Annotated in this window: 21 protein-coding genes; 9 read left to right on the top strand and 12 right to left on the bottom strand. The window is 72.8% G+C overall.

The annotated features are described in order from the left end of the window. Nucleotides 1-104 precede the first annotated feature (104 nt). The 6 genes from ACFQ53_RS08765 to ACFQ53_RS08740 form a co-directional block, all read right to left on the bottom strand. On the bottom strand, nucleotides 105-905 hold the full coding sequence (locus ACFQ53_RS08765; protein WP_377858244.1) for a glycerophosphodiester phosphodiesterase: 801 nt from the start codon (nucleotides 903-905) through the stop codon (nucleotides 105-107). Between the two features lie 34 nt (nucleotides 906-939). Further along, nucleotides 940-1440: a VOC family protein gene (locus ACFQ53_RS08760; RefSeq protein ID WP_377858241.1), complete on the bottom strand. Its 501-nt coding sequence runs from the start codon at nucleotides 1438-1440 to the stop codon at nucleotides 940-942. Continuing rightward, a complete protein-coding gene (locus ACFQ53_RS08755; RefSeq protein ID WP_377858238.1) occupies nucleotides 1433-2401 on the bottom strand; it encodes a helix-turn-helix domain-containing protein in 969 nt (322 codons plus the stop codon). Before ACFQ53_RS08755 ends, ACFQ53_RS08760 begins: the two co-directional genes overlap by 8 nt. 88 nt (nucleotides 2402-2489) lie before the next feature. After that, entirely contained in the window at nucleotides 2490-3428 is a 939-nt protein-coding gene (locus ACFQ53_RS08750) for a hypothetical protein (protein ID WP_377858236.1), read from the bottom strand. A 58-nt stretch (nucleotides 3429-3486) separates the two neighbouring features. Next, nucleotides 3487-4473 (bottom strand): 2,3,4,5-tetrahydropyridine-2,6-dicarboxylate N-succinyltransferase, encoded by a 987-nt coding sequence (gene dapD / locus ACFQ53_RS08745; RefSeq protein ID WP_377858233.1) that lies wholly within the window; start codon nucleotides 4471-4473, stop codon nucleotides 3487-3489. Nucleotides 4474-4506: 33 nt separating this feature from the next. Next, entirely contained in the window at nucleotides 4507-5202 is a 696-nt protein-coding gene (locus ACFQ53_RS08740) for a helix-turn-helix domain-containing protein (RefSeq protein WP_377858230.1), read from the bottom strand. Between the two features lie 81 nt (nucleotides 5203-5283). Between ACFQ53_RS08740 and ACFQ53_RS08735 the strand changes: the two genes are divergently transcribed. After that, nucleotides 5284-6663: an MFS transporter gene (locus tag ACFQ53_RS08735; RefSeq protein WP_377858227.1), complete on the top strand. Its 1380-nt coding sequence runs from the start codon at nucleotides 5284-5286 to the stop codon at nucleotides 6661-6663. 42 nt (nucleotides 6664-6705) lie between these two features. On the opposite strand, the gene ACFQ53_RS08730 is transcribed toward ACFQ53_RS08735, so the two are convergent. Next, on the bottom strand, nucleotides 6706-8262 hold the full coding sequence (locus ACFQ53_RS08730) for an MDR family MFS transporter (protein ID WP_377858224.1): 1557 nt from the start codon (nucleotides 8260-8262) through the stop codon (nucleotides 6706-6708). A gap of 212 nt (nucleotides 8263-8474) precedes the next feature. On the opposite strand from ACFQ53_RS08730, the gene ACFQ53_RS08725 reads away from it, so the two are divergent. The 7 genes from ACFQ53_RS08725 (at nucleotide 8475) to ACFQ53_RS08695 (ending at nucleotide 15734) form a co-directional block, all read left to right on the top strand. Next, on the top strand, nucleotides 8475-10364 hold the full coding sequence (locus tag ACFQ53_RS08725; RefSeq protein ID WP_377858221.1) for an FAD/NAD(P)-binding protein: 1890 nt from the start codon (nucleotides 8475-8477) through the stop codon (nucleotides 10362-10364). Between the two features lie 13 nt (nucleotides 10365-10377). Then, nucleotides 10378-11511, top strand: a complete 1134-nt coding sequence (gene dapE / locus ACFQ53_RS08720; RefSeq protein WP_377858218.1) for a succinyl-diaminopimelate desuccinylase — start codon at nucleotides 10378-10380, stop codon at nucleotides 11509-11511. Further along, on the top strand, nucleotides 11508-12866 hold the full coding sequence (locus ACFQ53_RS08715; protein ID WP_377858215.1) for an APC family permease: 1359 nt from the start codon (nucleotides 11508-11510) through the stop codon (nucleotides 12864-12866). The genes dapE and ACFQ53_RS08715 overlap by 4 nt, the downstream gene beginning before the upstream one ends. A gap of 302 nt (nucleotides 12867-13168) precedes the next feature. After that, nucleotides 13169-14437: a polysaccharide deacetylase family protein gene (locus ACFQ53_RS08710; protein WP_377858212.1), complete on the top strand. Its 1269-nt coding sequence runs from the start codon at nucleotides 13169-13171 to the stop codon at nucleotides 14435-14437. A gap of 43 nt (nucleotides 14438-14480) precedes the next feature. After that, on the top strand, nucleotides 14481-15224 hold the full coding sequence (locus ACFQ53_RS08705) for a TIGR00730 family Rossman fold protein (RefSeq protein ID WP_377858209.1): 744 nt from the start codon (nucleotides 14481-14483) through the stop codon (nucleotides 15222-15224). Beyond that, complete coding sequence (locus ACFQ53_RS08700) at nucleotides 15221-15460, top strand: hypothetical protein (protein WP_377858206.1); 240 nt, start codon at nucleotides 15221-15223, stop codon at nucleotides 15458-15460. The genes ACFQ53_RS08705 and ACFQ53_RS08700 overlap by 4 nt, the downstream gene beginning before the upstream one ends. A 103-nt stretch (nucleotides 15461-15563) precedes the next feature. Beyond that, nucleotides 15564-15734, top strand: a complete 171-nt coding sequence (locus ACFQ53_RS08695) for a DUF3117 domain-containing protein (RefSeq protein ID WP_152353492.1) — start codon at nucleotides 15564-15566, stop codon at nucleotides 15732-15734. A 328-nt stretch (nucleotides 15735-16062) separates the two neighbouring features. On the opposite strand, the gene ACFQ53_RS08690 is transcribed toward ACFQ53_RS08695, so the two are convergent. Then, nucleotides 16063-16716, bottom strand: a complete 654-nt coding sequence (locus ACFQ53_RS08690; RefSeq protein WP_249480617.1) for an O-methyltransferase — start codon at nucleotides 16714-16716, stop codon at nucleotides 16063-16065. A gap of 186 nt (nucleotides 16717-16902) precedes the next feature. Between ACFQ53_RS08690 and ACFQ53_RS08685 the strand changes: the two genes are divergently transcribed. Beyond that, nucleotides 16903-17304 (top strand): twin-arginine translocase TatA/TatE family subunit, encoded by a 402-nt coding sequence (locus ACFQ53_RS08685; protein ID WP_377858201.1) that lies wholly within the window; start codon nucleotides 16903-16905, stop codon nucleotides 17302-17304. Between the two features lie 121 nt (nucleotides 17305-17425). On the opposite strand, the gene ACFQ53_RS08680 is transcribed toward ACFQ53_RS08685, so the two are convergent. Genes ACFQ53_RS08680 through ACFQ53_RS08665 form a run of 4 tightly spaced genes read right to left on the bottom strand, consistent with a single transcriptional unit; the run spans nucleotide 17426 to nucleotide 22339 of the window. Beyond that, the gene (locus tag ACFQ53_RS08680) at nucleotides 17426-18643 is read right to left on the bottom strand and encodes an Mrp/NBP35 family ATP-binding protein (RefSeq protein ID WP_377858198.1); all 1218 of its coding nucleotides are present in this window, start codon (nucleotides 18641-18643) and stop codon (nucleotides 17426-17428) included. Beyond that, a complete protein-coding gene (locus ACFQ53_RS08675) occupies nucleotides 18640-19368 on the bottom strand; it encodes a DUF1003 domain-containing protein (protein ID WP_377858196.1) in 729 nt (242 codons plus the stop codon). The genes ACFQ53_RS08680 and ACFQ53_RS08675 overlap by 4 nt, the downstream gene beginning before the upstream one ends. 5 nt (nucleotides 19369-19373) lie before the next feature. Continuing rightward, nucleotides 19374-20714 carry a magnesium transporter MgtE N-terminal domain-containing protein gene (locus tag ACFQ53_RS08670; protein WP_249480612.1) on the bottom strand — a complete coding sequence of 447 codons (1341 nt, stop codon included), beginning with the start codon at nucleotides 20712-20714 and terminating at the stop codon, nucleotides 19374-19376. Between the two features lie 26 nt (nucleotides 20715-20740). Beyond that, complete coding sequence (locus ACFQ53_RS08665) at nucleotides 20741-22339, bottom strand: aminopeptidase P family protein (RefSeq protein WP_377858191.1); 1599 nt, start codon at nucleotides 22337-22339, stop codon at nucleotides 20741-20743. Nucleotides 22340-22380 lie beyond the last annotated feature (41 nt).

Here is a 22380-nt window from a genome sequence, read left to right as displayed (position 1 = left end):
CCTCTGCCATATATGGCAGAGGCGTCCGCTATATGCCGCTCCGTGACATCGAAGGCCGTCGGCGGTGCGAGGAGCCTCGGCTCGGCTGGGGACCTGAGCCGGTGCTAGACCTGCGCCGGGCTTCCAGACCGCCCGCCGGCGAACTCGTCCCTGACCTGGGCGGCGCGGTTGGAGATGATCGCCCGGACCCCGAGGGCGGCCAGGTCCTTGGCGCGCGCGGGGTCGTCGACCGTCCAGCACGAGACCTCCATGCCCAGGTCGCGTGCGTCGGCCGCGCTGCGGGCCGTGACCCGACGATGCTCGGGATTCCAGAAGCGCGGACGCAGGCTGTCGACGAGATCGCGCGAGGGCAGGCCGTCCTGCTTCCACGTCATCCAGATCTCCGCCTCGGCATCGGCATCGCGGATGATGCCCAGGGCCGTGAGGTCGCCGCACCACGCGGGCGGCGGGATCCGAGGGGCAGCGCGGCGCGCATCGGCGACGGCCGCGGCGCTCGCGGCGGCGGGTGACGCGTCCGGCATGTCGATGAGAAGTCGGGCGGGAGCCGCGACCCGCAGCGCCTCGACGAGAGTGGGGATCTGCGGCGCGAGGTCGGCCAGCTCCCCATGCGAGATGTCCGCGATCGGGCGCGGATCACCCCAGAGCCGTTCCAGCGTCGAGTCGTGCAGCAGCACGGGGACGCCGTCGGCCGTCAGGCGCACGTCGACCTCGACCGTTCCGGCGCCCGAGGGCGTGGCCCGCGTGATCGCCTCGCGCGTGTTCTCGATCGCGCCGACGGGATCGCCGCGATGGGCGACGATCTCCGGTGCCGGTGCCGGTGCCGGTTCCGGTGCCGGTGCCGGTGAGGGGGAGGATGTGGGGGCGGGGTCGCTCTCCAGGGCCTCGGCGCCGGCGTCGATGTCCATGGCCCGCTCCTGTCTCCGTGGCTGCTCGCGGAGGTCACTCCGGGGCGCGGGCCGCGGGGACCTGTTCCCCCGCGTACGTCCCGAAGGACCACATGTTGCCCTCGGGGTCCCGTACCGCGAACTCGCGGCTGCCGTACGGAGTGTCGGCGAGGGGCGTGATGACCTGCGCGTCCTTGGCGACCGCGCGCTCGTACAGCGTATCGATGTCGTCCGCGACCACGTAGAGGCCCGCGCCGCCGGGTTCCGGGGACCACTCGGCGCCCTCCTGGACGTCACCGAGCATCACGCCGCCGCGGCCGTCGGGTCGGCGCAGCTCTGCGTGGGCGACGCGCCCGCCGTCGTCGTAGCGGGCCGTAAGGACGAAGCCGAGCACGTCCTGCAGGTAGTCGGTCAGCGCGGCGGCGTCCCGGGCGCGGAACGTCGCGAAGAGCGTCGGCCCGGAGGAGCCCGCGGGGGAGTCCGCGGTGAGCTCGGAGGTGGTCGGTGCGGTCGGCGTGGTCGGGGTGGTGTGCGGGGGTGTCCTTGCGTCATCCATGCAGGCGATCCTCCGCCGCGCCGTGGCCGCCGTCTTGAATGTTCCGGAACTCCTCGCGGATCCACTCGCCCGGCGCGAGACCCGCAAAACGGCTGAACTCGCGGGTCAGGTGGGGTTGGTCGGCGTACCCGCAGTCCGCGGCGATCGACGCCAGATCGGCACGGCCCGTGGCGCGCACGGAGCGGGCGGCCGCGGCCACCGCACGCTCGAAGCGCATGAGGCCGGCGACCTGCTTGGGGGAGCGGCCGAGCTCGTGCTGGAAGAGGGCCCCGAGTCGTCGGCTGCCCAGGCCGACGTCCTTCGCGATGTCGCCGACGCGGGCGCGTCCGCCGCTGCGCTCGAGCAGCCACCAGGCGCGCAGCAGTTCGGGCCGCAGACGGCCGCTTCGGGAGCCGGGGTCCTGCTGCCCGAGCCTCCGCCGCAGCCCGGCGGAGACCAGTGCGAACCTGTCCTCCCAGCCATTCGCCTCGCGCACCCGCTCCTGCAGGTCGACGGCCCAGCGGCCCAGCACGCCGGCGGCGTCGAAGTCCTCGACCGGGAGGCCGGCGGCGGGCGCGCCGAGGAGTGCTCGGGCCGCGAGGGGATGGACGGACATCTGGATGCCGGCCTGCGATCCCCGCTGCTGCACGAGGCTCGATGTCATGTGCAGGCCGCCGACGACCACGGGCGCCGGCTGCGCGCAGCTCAGACCCTCCGGGCCGGCGGTCCCGGACGTTGCCTCCACGCCCTCGTCGAGCGCGAGGATGAAGGTCAGGCGGGAGGCGGGGAGTCCGCGATGGATCACCTCGGGGACGTCGAGGGCGCGATAGCCGACCATCGCGTCGATGCCCGGCGGCCTGCCCGTGCGGGCGTTCGCGAAATCCCATGCCGGACCGTCCGCCGTGCGGCCTTCCGACGTTCCGACCTGCGGCGTCGTGTCCGGAGGTGCTGGACCCTGCGCTGCTCGCGCGTTCCCGCTCATGCTCCCGAGGCTAGTCACCCTTCGGCGACGAGCACCACCACGCGGTGCTGGTCACCCTCCGGCGACGAGCACCACCACGCGGTGCTGGTCACCCTCCGGCGACGAGCACCACCACGCGGTCCGCGGCGCCGCCGTCGATGCTCGGCCACGTGCCGGACTCCTGGTCGTGGGACTCGCGCTGCCAGGCGCGCCCCTGGTAGGAGACCTGGACGACGCCGTCATCGGCCGCCCGGGCGACGGCCCAGTTCGCGACCGCCCACCCCAGGGCCTTGTCGCCGTGCGTGTCGATGGCCAGGGCGGTCGCACTGGAGCCGTCGGGCCGGTCCTTCGCGACGGATGACGCAGAGGCCAGCGAGCTCGAGATCGTCCCGGCCTTCGTGCGTCGCGGGAACTGCGCCTTCAGGGCGTCCTGCGCGCTCTGGGGCGAGGCGGCCGAGTCGGGTGCGGCGATGTCGCACACGAGGTTCGCACCGGATTGCCCGGTGAGGGCGGAGGCGAAGATCCGGCCCTCGGTCTCGTGGTCGCCGTAGGCCTCGGGATAGCCCGAGCGCTGCACCTTCTGGGCGGCGTCGTTCACGCTCATCGAGGCGTAGTCGAGCTTCACGAGGGAGTCGTAGAAGGCGTTGGTCGCATGGACCGGATCCATGATCTGCGCCTGGTCGCCCCAGCCCTGCGAGGGGCGCTGCTGGAACAGGCCCTGGGAGTCGCGGTCGCCGTGCTCGATGTTCTGCAGCTTCGATTCCTGGTACGCGGTGGCGAGCGCGATCGACGCCGCGCGCGGGGGCAGGCCCCGGTCCACGGCGACGGCGCTGATCAGCGCCGCGTTCGCGGTGCGCTCGGTCGTGTACTCGTGCGTCGTCCCGAGGCCCGCCGCCGTGCACTGCCCGCTGCGCTGGACGGACGCGAAGCGAGTCAGCGCGAAGAACGTCCCGGCGACGACGAAGCCCAGCACCAGCAGCATCACGAGGGGCACCGTGAGGTGCCGCATGCGCGAGCGGCCGGAGCGGGAGCGTCGGGAGCGGGCCATGGGCGGTCGTCTCGGCGGTGCGGGTCTCGGCGGGGCGTCGGACGGGAGCGTCGCGGGGTCAGTTCGCGTGCAGCGCGGCGTTGAGCTCGACGGTGCGGCCCTCGCGGGCCACGACCTCGACGGCGCCGGTCACGGAGTTGCGGCGGAACAGCAGGTTATCCATGCCGGAGAGCTCGCGCGCCTTGACGACGGTGCCGTCCTCGACGCCGCGCGGGTCGACGACGCTGACCTTCGTGCCGGCCGTGACGTACAGACCGGCCTCGACCACGCAGTCGTCGCCGAGCGCGATCCCGATGCCGGACTCGGCGCCCAGCAACGAGCGGCTGCCGATGCGCACGCGCTCGGTGCCGCCGCCGGAGAGGGTGCCCATGGTGGAGGCACCGCCGCCCACGTCGGACCCGTCGCCGACGACGACGCCCTGGGAGATGCGGCCCTCGACCATGGAGTGGCCGAGCGTCCCGGCGTTGAAGTTCACGAATCCCTCGTGCATGACGGTGGTGCCGTCGGCGAGGTGGGCGCCGAGGCGGACGCGATCGGCGTCGCCGATGCGCACACCGGAGGGCAGCACGTAGTCGACCATGCGCGGGAACTTGTCGACGCTGAACACTGTGGGGGTGCGGCCGGCGGCGATGAGGCGCAGGCGGGTCTCCTCGAAGCCGGGGACCGCGCAGGGGCCCTCGGAGGTCCAGACGACGTTGGTGAGCTGGCCGAACAGACCCTCGAGGCTCTGCACATTGGGCTCGAGCAGACGGTGGGAGAGCAGGTGCAGGCGCAGGTAGGCGTCGGCGGTGTCGGCCGGGGCGGCGGCGAGCTCGATCGCGCGGGCGACGACCTCCTGGCGGGTGCCGCGCACCTCGTCCTCGCGGGCGGCGGCGCCGAGCTGCGCGTGCAGCGGCTGGGACTCGAGGTCAGCGGGCGCCTCGCCGAGCTGCGGGGCCGGGTACCAGGTGTCCAGGGTCGAGCCGTCGGCGGCGAAGGTGGCGAGGCCGATGCCCCAGGCGTGCGTCGGCGTGGTCGTGTCGGCGGAGTTCGCGGGGGTGCTCATGCGAAGGATTCTACGGAGCGCGGCGGGTGCTTCCTATCCCTCTGCGGTGTGGGAATCCTCCTGCCCGCCGGTCGTCCTCTGGTCGGGCGCGGGCCGATCGCCGACGAGGGCGAAGAGGACGCGGAAGTCCTCGGCCGGGCCCTCGGAGTCCGGGTCGCCATCGAGGTCCTTGCCGCGCTCGTCGCGGTTCAGGCGATTGAACTCCATGATGAGGTCGTTCGCGCGTCGGGCGAGATCCTCCGCCTGATCGCGCGAGATGCGAAGCGACGAGGAGAACACCTGCCCGGCGAGGTTCTGCGGCGCCTCGCCCGCCTCGTAGCGGGCGCTCTGGGCGATCCATGAGGTGCGGATCCACTCGATCGCGGCGAGGCTCATGGCCATGGCCGCGCGGCGGTACTCGTCGTGGGTCGCATCAGGATCGTTGGTCGAGGACTCGCCCTGTCCGTAGTAGTAGCTCGCCTGCGTCAGCCGCCAGACCCGGTCCCTGCGGTCGCGCGCCTCCTCGGGGGCCTCCTCGATGACGCCCGCCTTCGCGAGGGTGCGCAGGTGGTAGCTCAGTGCGTTCGCCGCCACCCCCATCTCCTCGGCGAGGTCGGCGGCGCGGGCCGTGCCGCGGCGGCCCACGCGCTCCATGAGCTGCAGGCGCAGCGGGTGCGCCATCGCCCGCAGCATCTCCTGCGTCGCGAAGTCGTGTCGCTCGGCCGACGGGCGCTGCTCCTCGGTGCTCATACCCGGAGCCTACCGAGAACCCGCACCAACACATGCGCAATAACTATTGCGCAACGAGTGGTGCAGGTCTAGTCTCGCGGCATGCATCGGCCGACGAAGACCGCCCACGGGACCCACGAGTCGCTCCGGCGGAACGCCGAGTACAGGCGCTGGCTCGTGGGGGATGTACTGCTGGACGCCGGTGCAGGGATCGCGGCCTTCGCCTTCCCGCTGGTCACCCTCGCGGTGACCGGCTCGGTCGTGGCCGTGGGGCTCGTGGGCCTGCTCGAGGGGATCGGGGGACTGATCGGCATGATCCCCGGCGGTCTGCTCGCCGACCGCTTCGACCGGCGGCGGCTGCGCCTGCTCGCCTCGGCGACCGGGATCCTCACCCAGGCCGTCCTCGTCGCGGTGCTCGTCGGGGACGTCGCGAGCGTTCCGGTGCTCGCGGTCCTCGCCTTCGTCCATCGACTGCGCGGCACGCTCCTGGGGTTCGCGTCCGACGCGATGCTCAAGCAGATCGTCCCTCCCGCTCAGCTGCCGCGCGCCATCTCGATCAATGAGGGCCGCGAGGCGGCGATCGAGCTGGGCAGCGGGCCCGCGAGCGGTGCCCTGCTCGCGGTGCACCTCGCACTGCCTGCCCTTACCCTCGTGATCGGACACGTCGGCTCACTGATCGCGACGCTGCGGATGAGCGGCGACTACCGCCCTCGGCCTGCGGAGCCCACGGCTGGGCTGTCCCGCTCCCACCTCGGCCGGGACCTGCTCGACGCCCTGCGCTGGAGCATCGCCCAGCCCGTGCGGGTGCAGCTCGGTGCGGTGGCCGCGCTCGTGAACCTCGGGTCGAACGGCGCCCTGCTCACCGTCACCCTCATGCTCGCCGCGCGCGGCGTCCCCGCCGCGCAGATCGGCCTGCTCTCCTCAGTGCTCGCCGCCTCGATCCTGGTGGGCGCCGTGCTCGCGCCCCGGATCGTCGAGCGGGTGCCCACGGGGATCGTGGTCATCGGCGGTCTCATCGTGCTCGCGGCATCCACCCTGGCGATCCCCTTCGCCCCGTCCCCGTGGATGATCGCCATGCTCTACGCGGTCATGGGGCTCCCTCTGCCCGCTCTGAACGCCGGCAGAGGAGGGTTCTTCCTGCACATCACGCCCACGTCGATGCAGGGGCGGGTGGGCGCGCTCAATGCGCTCGTGGCCATGGGACTGATGCCCCTCGCGCCCGCCATCGCGGGCTGGGGGCTGGCGCACGCGGGAGCGCCGATGACCCTCGGCGTGTTCGCCGCCCTCTGCGCACTGGCGGCGGTGATCGCCGTCATCGGTCCCCATCTGCGCTCGATCCCCGCCGCCGCCGGCTGGGTGGAGCACGCACGGCTCACCGGGCTCGCAGCGGACGAGCCCCGGACCGACGGTCGTGCCGACGACGGCGCGTCGGCGGACGGCGGTCGAGTCGCCGACGAGGGCGAGCACGCCGCCCGCGGGTGAAACCGCGAGCTGTCGGGCGCTCCGCCCCGTCGGCCCGAGCCCTCAGCTTCGTGCGTTGGCGTTGCGCAGGAACAGCGCAGCGATCACAGCGACGCCCATGATCGCCGCCGGCAGGAACAGGCTCTCGCCCATCGCATGCGCGTAGGGGGCGTGGAGCATGTCCGGCAGCACCCCGCCGGAGGATGCGCCGGCCTCGCCGCCCGCGGCGGCGTGGTCGCTCGCCCCGCCGCCCGCGCCGGAACCGCCGCCCAGGCCGGCGTCGGCGAACTCGGAGGTGATGCGCGAGGCCATCACGGCGGCGATCGCCGCGGAGCCGATCACGGCGCCGAGCTGGCGCATCGCGTTGTAGACGCCCGAGCCGGCGCCCGCCTGCGCGCGGGAGAGTCCGTAGGTCGCGGAGATGGACAGCGGCGCCCACATGCCCGCGTTGCCCAGGCCCATCACGGCGCCCGGGATCAGCAGCCAGTACCAGGCGGCGTCGTTCATGACGAGCACGCCCATCACCGCGATGCCCAGGCCGAACAGGGCCAGGCCCGCGACGGCCAGCAGCCGCGTGTTCCAGCGGTGCAGGTTCTTGCCGACGACGGGGGAGAGGCCCCCGCCGATGATCGCCATCGGTGCGAGCAGGAGGGCGGACTGGGTGGGGGAGAAGCCCTTGACGTTCTGCGTCCACAGCACGATGGGCAGCGCGAAGGTGACGATCGCGGCGCCGACCCCGGCGATCGCGAGGTTCGCGACGGCGAAGTTCCGGTCGCGGAACAGGCCGAGCGGCAGCAGCGGCTCGCCGCCCTTCTGCTTCGCCTGCCAGAGCACGAACAGCACCAGCACCACGACGCCCGCGCCGATCAGCAGCGGGACGGAGATGATGCCGGAGATGGTGCCCCAGTCGTAGGTGGACCCCTCCTGGATGCCGAACACGACCAGGAACATGCCGGCCGCGGAGAGCAGGACGCCGGGCAGGTCGAAGCGGTGCGCGTGGGACTCGAGGTTCGGCACCAGGCGCATGGCCAGGACGAAGCCGACGACGCCCACGGGCACGTTGACGAAGAAGATCCACTCCCAGCCGAGGCCGTCGACCAGGACGCCGCCGAGGATCGGGCCGACGAGGTTCGCGACGCCCGCGGTCGCGCCCCACAGCGCCATGGCCGGGCCGCGCTGCTGCGGCGGGAACATGCGGGTGATGACGGTCATCGTCTGCGGGGTCATCAGCGCCGCGCCGAGTCCCTGGACCACGCGCGCCAGGATCAGCATCTCGATCGTCCCCGACAGGCCGCACCACAGGCTCGCGAGCGTGAAGACGACGAGACCCGCGAGGTACACGCGCTTGGGGCCCAGGCGGTCGCCGAGACGGCCGGTGACCAGCAGCGGCACGGCGTAGGCGAGCAGGTAGGCGCTGGTCACCCAGATGACCTTGGTGATGTCGGCGTCGAGCTCGTCCTGGATCCGCGGGGTCGCGATCGAGACGATCGTGCCATCCACCAGCAGCATGAAGAAGCCGATGATCATCGACCACAGCGCGGGCCACGGCCTGAGCTCGGAGGTCTGCGTCGGCGCCGGGGCGGCACCGCGGGGGTCGGTGGTGCGGGGCTCCGCGGGCATGGGGTCCTCCTGGGACTTCGAGGGAGAGGAGCGCCCGTCGGCCGACGGTCCCTGCGGGACCGGACCTGAGAGGGGAGCCTGGCATCGCGCCGGAGCGCTCCGGAAGTGTAGGACTCCGTGCGCCCGCGGGCGTGCTCGCGCGGTCCAACGTCACAGTCGCCCCGGAGGGTCCCGTTCCCGCCCCGCGGCCGACGACCCCGATACTGGGATCCATGACCGTTCCCCCCGATCCCACGCCGAGCACCCGCCCCGCGGCTCCCGCGCCGGGCGAGCGCGTGCGCCGTGAGATCCCGGGCGAGCGCGCGCGCCGCGAGGTCCTGCCGGGCGGCCCCGGGCGCGCCGAGGACGCAGGAGCCGGTGCAGTGCGCCGCGAGGTCGCCGTGATCGGGGCCGGCCCTCGCGGCACGGCGATCATCGAGCGCCTGGTCGCGGCCTCGCAGAGGGGAGACTGGCAGGGCCTCCTCGAGGTGCACCTCGTGGACCCGTGCGCCGGCCTCGGCGGCAATGTCTGGCGGAGCGACCAGGGCGAGGTCCTGCTCATGAACACCGCGACCTGCCAGACCACCATGTACCCCGACGAGTCCTGCCGGCCCGAGCTGCCCTTCCCGCACACGGAGACCCTCGCCGACTTCCTCGCCGCCGAAGGGCTGGGACCGGCCGACATCGCCTCCCGCGCCGCCCACGGCCGCTACCTCGCCGCTGTGCTCGAGCGCGCCGTCGCCGACGCGGACCCCGCGCGTCTGCGGATCCGTGTGCACCGGACCAGCGCCCTGGACGTCTCGGGCGAGCCCGGCGCCCCGCAGCGGGTCGCGCTCGAGGACGGCACCGAGCTGAGCGTCGACGCCGTCGCCCTCGCCCTCGGACACCTCGCGACGGCCCCCGGGCCGCGCTCCCAGGTGATGGAGCACGCCGCTGCGCGCCACGGGCTCGTGCACGCGGCTCCCGCGAACCCCCTCCAGGTGGACTTCGCCGGACTGCTGGGCCGCGAGCGCGTGGCCGTGCAGGGCATGGGACTGAACTTCTACGATGCGATCGGCATGCTCACCGACGCCGCCGGCGGGAGTTTCGCGCCCGATGCGCACGCCCCCTCGGGTTTGCGCTACCTCCCCGGTGGCGGGGAGCCCCAGCTGGTCGTCGGCTCGCGCTCCGGCATGGTCTACCGGCCCAAGCCCGATCTGCGGCCCTACCTCCCCGAGCCCCACGAGCCGCGGATCCTCACCCGCGAGCGCGTGCTCGAGCTGTCCGTGCGGCCCGACGGCCTGGACCACGAGGCCGACGTGATGCCGCTGATCCTCGCCGAGCTGCAGCGGGCCCTCGCGGTCTCCGGCTTCCGCGCGCTCGCCGAGGAGTCGGCGATCCTGCGGATCCTCTTCCCCTTCGGGCGGCGCGGCGGCCCGATCCGGGATGCCCATGAGCGCACGCTCGAGGTGTTCCGCCGCAGCTTGCGCGAGGCCGCCGAGCCGGATCCCGCCTGGCTGCTGGTCTTCCGCGTGCTCGTCGCATGCCGCATCCAGGTCAACCAGCTCATCGACCTCGGCGCCTACACCACGGAGTCCGTGGCCCGTGACATCGACGGCCACCTCCGCAACGCCTTCGCGTCCTGGGCCTCCGGCCCGCCGGTGCTGCGCGTGCGCCAGCTGCTCGCCCTCGAGGAGGCCGGGCTCGTGCGCTTCACGGGTCCGGGGATGCGCGTGGACGTGGACGAGGAGGCGGGCAGCTTCGTCGTCACCGCGGGCGAGGACTGCCGCTACGCGTGCGACGGGGTGCTCGAGGCGCATCTGCCGGGCGTCGAGCTCAACGCCTTCACCTCCCCGCTGCTGCGGGCCTGGCGCGAGCGCGGCGAGGCCCGCCAGGACTCGTGGGCCTCCCGGGGCACCGGCAGGCGCGTGCCGACGGGCTCCATCGCGGTCGACGGCCTCTACGCCCCGATCGGCAAGGACGGGCGGGTCCACGAGCGGCGCCTGCTCGTCGGCGTCCCGGTCTCCACCGCCCAACCCGGATCCGCGATCACCGCGGAGCCCGGCACCGCTCCGCAGCTCCTGCACCACGCCGAGGTCGTCGCGCGACGCCTCGCGGCCTGGGGCGGCGTGCTGCCCGCGTGACACGATAGGGCGCATGACCTCGTCCTCCAGCTCCGCCCCCGCCGGCTCCGCACCGTCCCTCGACCCCCGCGCCGACATCGTCGAGCTCACCGCCGCGATCGTGGACATCGAGTCCGTCTCCGGGAACGAGAAGGCGCTCGCCGATGCCGTCGAGCAGGCGCTGCGCACCCATGCCCCGCACCTCACGGTCCTCCGCGACGGCGACACCGTCATCGCCCGCACGGACCTCGGGCGCGAGGAGCGCGTGGTCCTCGCGGGTCACCTCGACACGGTGCCGGTCGCGGACAACCTGCCCTCGTCGCGGCGCGTGCGCGAGGGCCGCGAGGAGCTCGTGGGCCGCGGCAGCTGCGACATGAAGGGCGGCGTCGCGATGCTGCTCGCGGTCGCGGTCGAGGCGACCGAGCCCGCACGGGATCTCACCTTCCTCTTCTACGACCACGAGGAGGTCGCCGCGGCCGACAACTCCCTGACCCGCATCACCCGCACCCATCCCGAGCACCTGCGGGGCGACTTCGCGATCCTCGGCGAGCCCACCTCCGCGGGCGTCGAGGGCGGCTGCAAGGGCACCATGAAGCTCGAGGTCACCGCTCACGGCACCGCTGCCCACTCGGCCCGAGACTGGGTGGGCGACAACGCCATCCATCACCTCGCCCCGGTCCTGCAGCGCCTCGACGCCTACGAGGCCCGCCGCGCCGTCATCGACGGACTCGAGTACCGCGAGTGCCTGAACGCCGTCGCCATCGGCGGCGGCATCGCCGGCAACGTCATCCCCGATCGCGCCTCCCTCACCCTGAACTACCGCTTCGCGCCCGACACCAGCCCCGCGCAGGCCGAGGCGCACGTGCGCGAGCTGCTCGAGGGGTGCGACGTGGACATCGTCGTCACCGACAGCGCCGCCGGCGCCCTGCCGGGCCTGGACACCCCCGCCGCCCGCGAGTTCCTCGCGGCGCTCGGCGACGGCGTGGGCGTCGCGGCCAAGCAGGGGTGGACCGACGTCGCCCGCTTCGCCGAGCTCGGCACCCCCGCCGTGAACTTCGGCCCCGGCGACCCTCTCCTCGCCCACACCGACGACGAGCACGTGCCCTTCGAGGACCTCCGTGCCGCCCTCGACGGGCTGCGCCGCTGGCTCGAGCCGTCGGCCCGATGAGCAGCCCGAGCGCGCGGGTGCCCGCCGAGCCCGCCCTCCGCCGCAGCATCGGCTTCGGCCAGCTGCTCGCGTACGGCCTGGTTTTCATCGGCCCCGCCGCGGCCGTCGGCGTATGGGGGACGCTGGACGCGAAGTCCGGCGGCGTGGTGCCCGTCGTCTACCTCGTCGCGACCCTGGTGATGGCGCTGACCGCCTCGAGCTACGCGCTCATGTCCCGCGCCGTCCCGCGCGCCGGCAGCGTCTTCGCCTACGCGAGCGAGGGCATCGGCCGCAGAGTGGGCCACATGGGCGGCTGGATGATGCTGCTGGACTACGTCCTGATCCCCTCGGTCGCCTACCTCTTCAGCGGCATCGCCCTGCACTCGCTGTTCCCGCAGATCCCCGTGTGGGTGTTCGTGGTGGTCGCCGTCGTGCTCACCACCGGCCTCAACCTCACCGGGGTGGGCGTGACGTCGAAGGTCTCGGCCGTCGTCGTGCTCGTCGAGGTGCTCGTGTTGGCGGCGGTCGTGATCGCCGGGATCGCGGTCCTCGCGTCCGACGGGCCGGTGCGCGGCTGGCTCGATCCGATCACCGGCGGCGGCGCCGGTCTGCACCCCCGCCTCGTGCTCGGCGCGGTCTCCGTCGCCGTCCTGTCCTACCTGGGCTTCGACGCGCTCGCGACCTTCGCCGAGGAGACCCGCGGGGGCTCCGCCGCGATCGCCCGGGCGACGCTCGTGTGCCTCGCGGTCGCCGGCGTGCTCTTCATCGTCCAGACCTACATCGGCGCGCTGCTCTCCCCGCAGACCACCGCCCAGCTGCAGGCCGACCCGTCCCTGCAGGGCGATGCCTACTACGCGATGGTCGACTCCTCGATCAGCCCGCTCCTGCACGGCCTGCTCGCCCTGGCCAAGGGTGTGGGCGCGATGTTCAGCGCCCTCGTGGGCCAGGCCGCGGCGAGCCGCGTGATCATGGACATGGCCCGCTCCGGGTCGCTGCCCGGTGGCCTGGCGAAGGTGTCCGCCCGCTCCGGGGCGCCGGTGGCGGGCGTGCTCGCGGCCGCCGCCGGGAACGTCGCCGTCGCCCTCTGGGCGGCGCTGCGTCCCGACGGGCTCGACGTGGTCTCCTCCGCGGTCGACGTCGGCGCGATCACCGGCTTCGTGCTCGTCCACGCCTCCGTGATCGGCTACTTCGTGGTGCGCCGACGCGGGGGACCGGTGCGCCCGCTCCCGCATCTGGTGATCCCGATCCTGGGCGCCCTCTCGCTGCTCGCGGTGCTCGTCTCCTCGAGCCCGCTCGCGCTCGCCGTGGGAGCAGTCTGGGCGGTGCTCGGACTGATCGTCCTCATCGTGCGCGGCCCCCGCGCCGCCTCCGCCTGACCCCGGGCGGTCCGCACCTGCGGCCGGGGAGCGCCCCTTCGATGTCTCGGGGTGAGACCTCGGCGCGTATATGGCGTCGAGGTCTCACCCAGCGACATCGGCCGTGCCCGACACCCGTCCCGTCGGCCCCGCGACCGGCCCCGCCGACACACCCCGGAGCCTCCCCGCTCGGTCCGAGCGCCGCCGTAGTGTGGACGCGCCGGGGGCGGCGGCGCCGCATCGGGGCCCGGTGCATCGACGAAGGGGGATCAGAGATGGCACGAGCGACGCGCGCACCGCATGCGGCACCCAGTCGGCGCACGGTGAGCACGGCACTCGCCACGACGGCGCTCGGGGGCACGGCCCTCACGGCGGCCGGATGCACGCAGGGCGGCCCGGGCGGGGGCAAGGGAGGCGGCGCGGCGTCCAAGAAGCCGACTGCCGAGGAGATCCGCGCCCAGAAGGTCTCCCAGGCGCAGCATCAGCTCGCCCAGCACGACCCGGACGCCGCCGAGAAGGCCCTGAAGGGCCAGGACGGCGACGAGGTCGAGTCTCTGCGCACGAAGATCTCCTCCGCGCGCGAGGCCCTCGTGGAGTGGCCGAACGACCTGCAGGTCTCCCACCTGTTCTTCCACACGCTCATCGTCGATCCAGAGCGCGCCTTCGACGGCGACGAGGACGCCCAGGGCTACGACGACTACATGTGCACGATCGACGAGTTCACGAAGATCATGCAGGACGTCTACGACGACGGGTACGTGCTGGTCAGCCCGCACGACATCTGCGAGAAGCAGGACGACGGCACGATGAAGCCCCTGCCGATCCGCCTGCCCAAGGACCGCAAGCCCATGGTGCTCTCGCAGGACGACGTCTGCTACTACGAGTACATGGAGGGCGACGGGTTCGCCGCGGACCTCCATCCGAACGCCGACGGCCGCGTGGTCAACTCGTACACCGACGCCGACGGGAAGACGACCGAGGGCTCCTACGACATGGTCCCCCTCGTCGACGACTTCCTCGAGGACCACCCCGACTTCTCGTACCACGGTCACAAGGGCGTGCTCGCCCTCACCGGCTACAACGGCATCCTCGGCTACCGCAGCTCGAAGCGCGAGTACGGGGATCACCCCGAGAAGCTCAAGACCGCCCAGGAGAAGGCGAAGAAGACCGCCGCCGCCCTCAAGGACACCGGCTGGGAGATCGCGAGCCACAGTTGGGGGCACCTCGACATCAAGAAGTCCTCGCTCGCGCACCTCACCCGGGACTTCGACCGCTGGGACGCCGAGGTCAAGCCGCTCACGGGCGAGACCGACCTGCTGATCCTCCCCTTCGGCGCCGATCTCAGCGGCGTCCCGCCCTACGACACCCAGGACCCGAAGTACCAGGCCGTGCGCGACCACGGCTTCGACTTCATCTTCCTCGTGGACGGCACCGCCGAGTACTGGGCGCAGATGCAGGACGGCTACCTCCGCCAGGCGCGCATGAACGTCGACGGCATCCGCCTGCGCGCGAACGCCGCGGGCGAGGAGACCAGCCTCGAGCCGTTCTTCGACTCCTCCTCGGTGATCGACCACTCCCGCCCCGGGCTCTGAGGCGCCGGGGCCGACCGCCGTGCACGGACGCTACGCTCGCCTCATGACCGCCCAGAACACCGACAGGCACCGCAAGGGACCCATCACGCTGCGCGGGTCGCAGCGGCCCACCACCACGACCGACCAGCACCTCCTCGAGGAGGAGGGGCCGGGGGAGTGGGTCCACTCGGACCCGTGGCGGGTGATGCGGATCCAGGCGGAGTTCGTCGAGGGGTTCGGTGCGCTCGCCGAGCTCGGTCCCGCCATCTCGATCTTCGGCTCGGCGCGCATCGCCCCGGACCACCCGGACTACGCGAAGGCCGAGCAGATCGCCCGCGGCGTCGTCGACCTCGGGTACGCCGTCATCACGGGCGGCGGCCCGGGGATCATGGAGGCCGGCAACAAGGGCGCCAAGGAGTGCGGCGGCGTCTCGGTGGGACTGGGCATCGAGCTGCCCTTCGAACAGGGGATGAACGAGTATGTCGACCTGGGTGTCGACTTCCGGTACTTCTTCGCCCGCAAGACCGTGTTCGTGAAGTACTCGAGCGGCTTCGTGGTGCTCCCCGGCGGCTTCGGCACCTTCGACGAGATGTTCGAGGCCCTGTGCCTCATGCAGACCCACAAGATCCGCATGTTCCCGCTGGTCCTCGTGGGCCGCGCCTACTGGCAGGGGCTGCTCGACTGGATCCGCGGCACCGTGCTCGACAACGGCCTGATCAGCGAGAAGGACCTCGGACTGCTGCGCGTGGTCGACACCGCCGACGAGGCCCTGGACGTGCTGCGCGACGCCGCACTCCGGCAGCGATGACCGCCGTCGGCCCCGGTGTGGTGCTGCTGCTCCTCGTCGCCGCCGTGGTCGCCGTGCTCATGGTGCTCGCGGCCCTGGGGAAGTTCGACCTCTCGATGCCCGCCCCCGGCGCGGACCACGAGCACCGTCGGCCGCGGCGGGGAGCGGCGCGCGGACCCGGTCGCCGCTGGGGCGCCGGGAGGCGTCGGAGGAGGTCCGCCGCAGGGTCCGGCGAGGACGCATCGTCCGACGTGTGAGCGTCATCTCCGAGAACCTGAGATACTGGTGGCCGACAGTTGCTGCCGACGCTCCCGCAGGGGTGGGAGCGGCGTGCGTTCACATCACCGAGGAGGCAGGCCCATGGCCGCTATGAAGCCGCGCACCGGAGACGGTCCGCTCGAGGTCGTGGAGGAGGGCCGCAGCATCATCATGCGTGTCCCGCTCGAGGGCGGCGGACGCCTCGTCGTCGAGATCGACGGCTCCGAGGCGAAGACCCTGCGCGACGCCCTGGAGGGCGTGATCAAGGCCTGACCGGCTGCTGATCAGCGCACCGGACCCCGTCCCTCGGCATGAGGGGCGGGGTTCTGTGTGTGCGGGCGGGGCAATGTGCGGAGGAGGCGGAGCGGGCCGTGCCGCAGACGCCCCCGGAGCGTCGGCGCACGTCCGTGGCGTCCCGAGAAGTGCGAAACGGTTGCCAAGAGCGCTCTTGGCAACCGTTTCGTACTTCTCGAGGGTTCGACCGACCGACCGACGCAGGGTGGGTGCGGCGGAGGGGCGCCCGACCGAGGATGGGCCCGTTGGAGAGCGGGCCGACGGACGGCGAGCCCGGCGGCAGCGTTCTCGGCGGCCCGGGCGGGTGTCAGCCGCGCAGCACCGCGGCGAGCACGCCGTCGCCGCTCGGGGAGAGCGCGGGGATCAGGTCCTCGGCCTCCTGGACCTCGCGCAGCAGCGCGCGGACCTCCTGGGTGGTGGCGTCGCGGGCGGTGGGGTCGGCGACCCGGTCGTGGTAGAGCGCCTGGGAGATCACGAGCACGCCGCCCGGCCGCAGCAGGCGACGCGCATGGGTGAGCAGGTCGCGCGCGTGGGGCGCATCGGCGTGGAAGCTGACGAGGTCGTAGGCGTGGTCGGTGAGACGGCCGATGACCTCTCGCGGGCTGCCGGCGATCGTGCGCGCACGGCCCGAGCGCAGACCCGCCTCGCTGAAGGCCTCGCGGGCCGCGCGCTGGTTCTCGACCTCGGGGTCGATCGTGGTGAGCACGCCGTCCGGGTGCATCCCGGCCAGCACGTACAGGGAGGCCACCCCGGCGCCGGTGCCGATCTCGACGGCGCTGCGCGCGCCGACGGAGGCCGCGAGCACGCGCATGAGGGCGCCGGCCCCGGGCAGCACGGGGGCGACCCCGAGCTCCGATCCGCGCTCACGGGCGCGCGCGAGCACGCCCGGCGTCTCGAAGAGCGATTCCTCGTCGACGAACTCCTCGCCGTGGGCCCAGCTGGTCACCTTCCCCGATGCCATCTGCGGATCCTCCTGTTCGTCGGGTCAAGAGCGGTCGCGCGACCGGGCAGGTCACCGCCGGGTCGCCGCGAGCACGCGGATGTCGACCAGGGTACGTCAGCACCCGCCCAGGTCGTACCGGCGCCCCACACAGGCTCGCTCTGCCATAATGTCGTGGTCGGTGTGAACGAGAGGTCAGGAGCGAGAGTGGAGATCTTCGGTCTCAGCGGCTGGGAGCCTCTGGTCCTGATCATCGTGTTCCTGATCTTCATCGGACCGCAGCGCCTGCCGGAGTACACGCGCAACATCGTGCAGTGGGTGCGCAAGGCGCGCCGCTGGGTCGATGATTCCCGGGCCACCGTCGAGGACGAGATGGGCCTGTCCATGGACGAGCTGCGCAAGTACGACCCTCGTCAGTACGACCCCCGCCGCATCATCCGCGACGCCTGGGGCGACACCAGCGTGGACGACATCCTCCCGGACACCAAGGCGCTCACCGGCGCCGTCACGGGCACCGCCGCGGCCGCGTCCGGCTCGAAGCGCTCCACCAAGGGATCCGCGGAGGACGAGGGCCCCCAGCGGGCCCCCTTCGACGACGAGGCGACCTGAGGCCACCCGCCTGACACGTCCCTCGTGATCCGCCCCGCCTGATCAGTTCCCCCCGTCTGCGGCTCGACCCGGCTCGCCGGGGCGACACGCGCCGCGGCCGCGAAGGCCCCAGCCGCAGGCCTCAGCCGCGGACGGTGAGCGGCAGGCGCATCCCCGACAGGCCCCGCGGGCGCGCCACGAGCGATGCGGCGATCGCGCGCAGCTGCTGGGCGGCGGGCACCTCCGGATCGGACAGCACGAGCGGCACGCCGCCGTCGGCCCCCTCCCGCAGCTGCGGATCCAGAGGCACCTGCCCGAGCACCGGCACGGGATGCTCGACGGCTCCGGCGAGGGTCTCGGCGACCCGCTCCCCGCCGCCGGTGCCGAAGACGTCCATGCGCGAGCCGTCGGGCAGCACGAGCCCGCTCATGTTCTCCACGACCCCGGCGACGTCCTGCTTGGTGGCCTTCGCGAGCGAGCCCACGCGCTCGGCGACGGAGGCCGCGGAGACCTGCGGGGTGGTGACCACCAGCATCTGCGCCTTGGGCAGCAGCTGGGCGACGGAGATCGCGACGTCGCCGGTGCCGGGCGGGAGGTCCAGCAGCAGCACGTCGAGCTCGCCCCAGAAGACATCGGAGGCGAACTGCTCGATCGCCCGGTGCATCTTCGGTCCGCGCCAGACGACGGCCTGACCGTCGGGCACGAACATGCCGATGCTCATGACCTTCACGCCGTGCGCCTCGGGCGGCATGAGCAGGTCGCCCACCTTCGTGGGCTTGTCGGTGATGCCGAACATGCCCGGCATCGAGAAGCCGTGGATGTCCGCGTCGATGACTCCCACGGACAGTCCCTGCGCGGCCATGGCGGCGGCGAGGTTCGCGGTCACGGTGGACTTGCCGACACCGCCCTTGCCGGAGGAGACGGCGAGGATCCGGGTGAGCGTCCCGGGCTTGTTGAAGGGGATCTGGCGGTGGCCCTGGCGCAGGCGCGTGGTGAGCGCCTTGCGCTGCTCGTCAGTCATCGTCCGCGAATCGACCTTCACGCCGGCCAGGCCGGGCACGGTCGCGGTCGCCTCCGCGGTCGAGCGCTCGAGCCGGTCGCGCATCGGGCAGGCCGCGATCGTCACCAGGATGGTCACCTCGGCGGTGCCGGCGGCGTCGATCGTCACCGAGTCGACCATGTCGAGCTCGGTGATGGGGCGACCGATCTCCGGGTCGATCACGGCCTCGAGCGCCTCGTGGATGCGGGCGATCCGGGGGTCTTCGGTCGACGAGGTCGTGTCGTGGGGATCGGTGGCCGACGACGGGTCCTGGCCCCGGGGGTCCGGGTCCGGCGTGCCGGGGTCCTGCGGGGCGCTCATGGTGTCCCGCGCTCCGCGAGTGCCGAGCGCACCTCGCTGCGCAGCATCGCCCGCAGCTCCTCGCGATCGACGCCGACGGCCTGCGGCTGCGCCTCGGCGAGGAGAACGCCGCGTCCCGAGCCCGAGCCGCCTGAATCCGAGCCGCCTGAGCCCGAGCCCGAGGCTCCCGAACCGCCCGAGACCCCGGCGCCCGAGGAGTTCGCGGACCCGCGGCCGCCCTCGGCCTGCTCGGCGGCCTCGTCCTCCTCGCGCTCCTTCTCGAGGTCCTCGAGGAGGTCGCGCAGCTCGCCGCGCACGAAGTCGCGGGTGGCGACGTCGTTCAGGGCGATACGCAGCGAGGCGATCTCGCGCGTGATGAAGTCCGTGGTCGCGTGGTTGCGGTCGTTGGACTGACGGTCCTGCTCGGCCTGCACGCGGTCGCGGTCGTCCTGGCGGTTCTGCGCGAGCAGCAGCAGCGGGGCCGCGTAGGAGGCCTGCAGCGAGAGGATCAGGGTCAGCAGCGTGAAGTTGAGGCTGCGGGGATCGAACTGGGCGCTCTCGGGCATGATCGAGTTCCAGGCCAGCCAGACGGCGCAGAACAGCGTCATCCCGACCAGGAAGGCCGGGGTGCCCATGAAGCGGGCGAAGCCCTCGGCGCCGCGGCCGAAGGTGTCGCCGGCCAGCGGGTTGCGGACGCGTCGGCGCAGGGGCTCCGGATCATCCAGGTTCGGCGTGCGGTCTGCCATCTCCCTCACCCCTTCCGCGAGTCGTCGGTGGTCGTGCTGTCGCTGTGGATCCCGCGGGCGATCTCCGAGAGATCGATCTGGCCCGTGGTCACCGGGGGCTCGTCCTGTTCTCGCCAGTCATCGGGCAGCACGTGGTCGAGCACGTCGTCGACCGTGACCGCGCCCAGCAGACGCCCCTCGTCGTCGACCACCGGGATCGAGACCAGGTTGTACGTCGCCATCTCGCGCGTCACGCCCGAGAGCGGCACCTGCGGCTCGACCGTGTGGCGGTCGGCGTCGAGGATCTCGCCGACCGGCCGGTCGGGCCGCTCGCGCAGCAGGTGCTGGAAGTGGACGATGCCCAGCAGCTTGCCGGTCGGCGTCTCGAGCGGTGAGCGGCACACGTGGACGGTCGAGGCGAGCGCGGGGGAGAGCTCCTCCCGGCTGATCATCGCCAGGCAGTGCGCGACCGGCGTCTCCGGGGCCGTGATCAGCGGCTCCGTGGTCATCATGCCGCCCGCGGTGTACTCGTCGTAGGCGAGCAGGCGGCGCACGTCCTCCGCCTCCTCGGGCTCCATGAGCCCCAGCAGCGTCTCGGCGACCTGGTCGGGGAGCTCCTGGACGAGGTCCGCGGCGTCGTCAGGGTCCATCTCGTCGAGCACATCGGCCGCGCGGGACGACTCCAGGCCGGTGAGCACCTCGACACGGGTGTCCTCGGGCAGCTCCTCGAGGACGTCGGCCAGACGGTCGTCGGCCAGCTCCGAGGCCAGCTCGATGCGCCGCTTGGCATCCAGCTCCTGGACGATGTCGGCGAGGTCCGCGGGCTTGAGGTCCTGGTAGGAGGCGAGCAGCAGCGCGGCCGACTGCTCGGTGTCGCTGCCGAAAAGTCCCTTGACCGCGCTCTGGTCGACGGTGAGGGTCTCCCCGCGGCTGACCAGCTTCGAGAGGCCCGAGCCCGTCTTCAGGCGGCGCAGGTAGAGCTTCGCGACCACCCAGTCGTGCTGCCGGTTCTGCTCGAGGCCGACGTCCTGCACGGTCGCCCGGCCCGAGCCGTCCAGCAGCGAGACGGTGCGCTCGAGCAGATCGCCGATGGCGAGCTGCTCCCCGCTGCGCTTCTCGAAGCGCCGCAGGTTCAGCACGCCCGAGGAGATCACCTGCCCCGGCATGATCGAGGTGACCCGGGTGGCCGGCAGGAACACGCGCCGTTTGCCCGGCACCTCGACCACGAAGCCGACGGCGCGGGCGGCGCCGCGCGCCTGGGGGAGCACGACGACGTCCCTGATCTTCCCGACGGACTCCCCGATCGGGTCGAAGACGGCGGTGCCCGCCAGGCGTGCGGCGTAGAAGCGGGGCTGCGGAGAGGTCACGTCCCTCAGGGTAGTGCCCTGCCCGGTCAGCGACCCGGGGTGAGTGATCCCATCCACGCCTCGATCTCGTCGGGCCGACGGGGCAGCGCGGCCGAGAGGTTCTCGACGCCGTCCTCGGTCACCAGCACGTCGTCCTCGATCCGCACGCCGATGCCGCGCAGCTCCTCGGGGACCTTGAGATCGTTCTCCTGGAAGTACAGCCCCGGCTCGATCGTGAACACCATGCCGGGCACGAGCTCGGCGTCCATGTACATCTCGCGGCGGGCCTGCGCGCAGTCGTGCACGTCGAGCCCCAGGTGGTGGCTCGTGCCGTGCACCATCCAGCGGCGGTGGAACTGGCCCTCGGGGGCGAGGGACTCCTCGGCGGTGCCGGGGAGCATGCCCCACTCCTCGAGGTGGCGGGCGATGACCTGCATCGCCGTCGTGTGCAGGTCGCGGAAGCGGATGCCGGGGCGGGCCGCGGCGAAGGCCGCGTCGGCCGCCTCGAGGACCGCCTCGTAGACCCTGCGCTGGGCGGGGGAGTAGGTGCCGGACACCGGCAGGGTGCGGGTGAGGTCCGCGGTGTACAGGGAATCCACCTCCACACCGGCGTCGATGAGCACGAGCTCGCCCTCGCTCACCGTGCCGTCGTTGCGCACCCAGTGCAGGGTGCAGGCGTGGTTGCCGGCCGCGGCGATGGTGTCGTAGCCGACGCCGTTGCCCTCGGCGCGCGCCGAGGCGCCGAAGACGCCCTCGATCACGCGCTCGCCGCGACGGTGCCCGACGGCCTGGGGGAGCGCCGCCACGACGTCCTCGAAGCCGGCGATGGTGGCCTTCACGGCCTCGCGCATCTGCGAGACCTCGAAGTCGTCCTTGACCAGGCGCTGCTCGCTCGCGGCCTCCTGCAGGCGATCGAACTCGCGCGTCTGCTCCTCGCCGTCCGGCAGTCCGTTCTGGGAGCGGATCTCCTCGACCATCCCCTGCACGCCGGGGTCGACGCCCGGGACGATCGCGAGCGACAGCTGCGGGCCGACGTCCTTGGCGAGCGCATCGCGCAGCTCGTCGATGTGGCGGCACTCGATGCCGATGCGCGCCGCGGTCTCCTCGAGCGTGGGTCGGCGCCCGACCCAGAGCTCGCCGTAGCGGGCGTCGGCGTAGAACTCGGTGGAGTCGAAGCCCGCGCGCGGCCGGAAGAAGTAGGTCGCGCGGGACGCGGGCTCGCCCTCCGCGGCGTCGGGGTCGGGCTCGACGACGAGCACGCTGTCGGGCTCCTCGTCCGTGCCCAGGCCGCTGAAGTAGACGAAGCCGGTGTCGGGGCGGAACGGGTAGTCGGTGTCGTTCGCGCGCACCTTGAACACGCCCGCGGGCAGCACCATGCGCGTCGCCGGCAGCTCGTCGACCAGCGCGTCGCGGCGCGCGGGGGTGAAGTCCGCGACCTCACGGCGCTCGGCCGCCGGGACGGTCTCGTCCCAATCGGCGGCGATGAACGCGCGGAAGGCCTCGTTGGTGGGGCGCTCGGAGCGCGAGTCGCCGCGGGAGGCGAGCTCCTCGGCGCTCGGGCCGGGACCGTCGGCCGGGGCCTCCTGGGCCGCCGGAGCGGGGGTCTCGCGCGAGGTGGGACGGGGCACATCGTTGTTCTGGGTCATCACCCGCGCATCGTCTCACGCGGCGCGCGCCGGGGTCGGAG

Origin of the sequence: Brachybacterium sp. NPDC056505 (assembly GCF_042794925.1) — a bacterium.
Taxonomy (GTDB): domain Bacteria; phylum Actinomycetota; class Actinomycetes; order Actinomycetales; family Dermabacteraceae; genus Brachybacterium; species Brachybacterium kimchii.
Note: the sequence above shows the minus strand (reverse complement) of the source record. Positions and strands in the feature narration are given on the sequence as shown.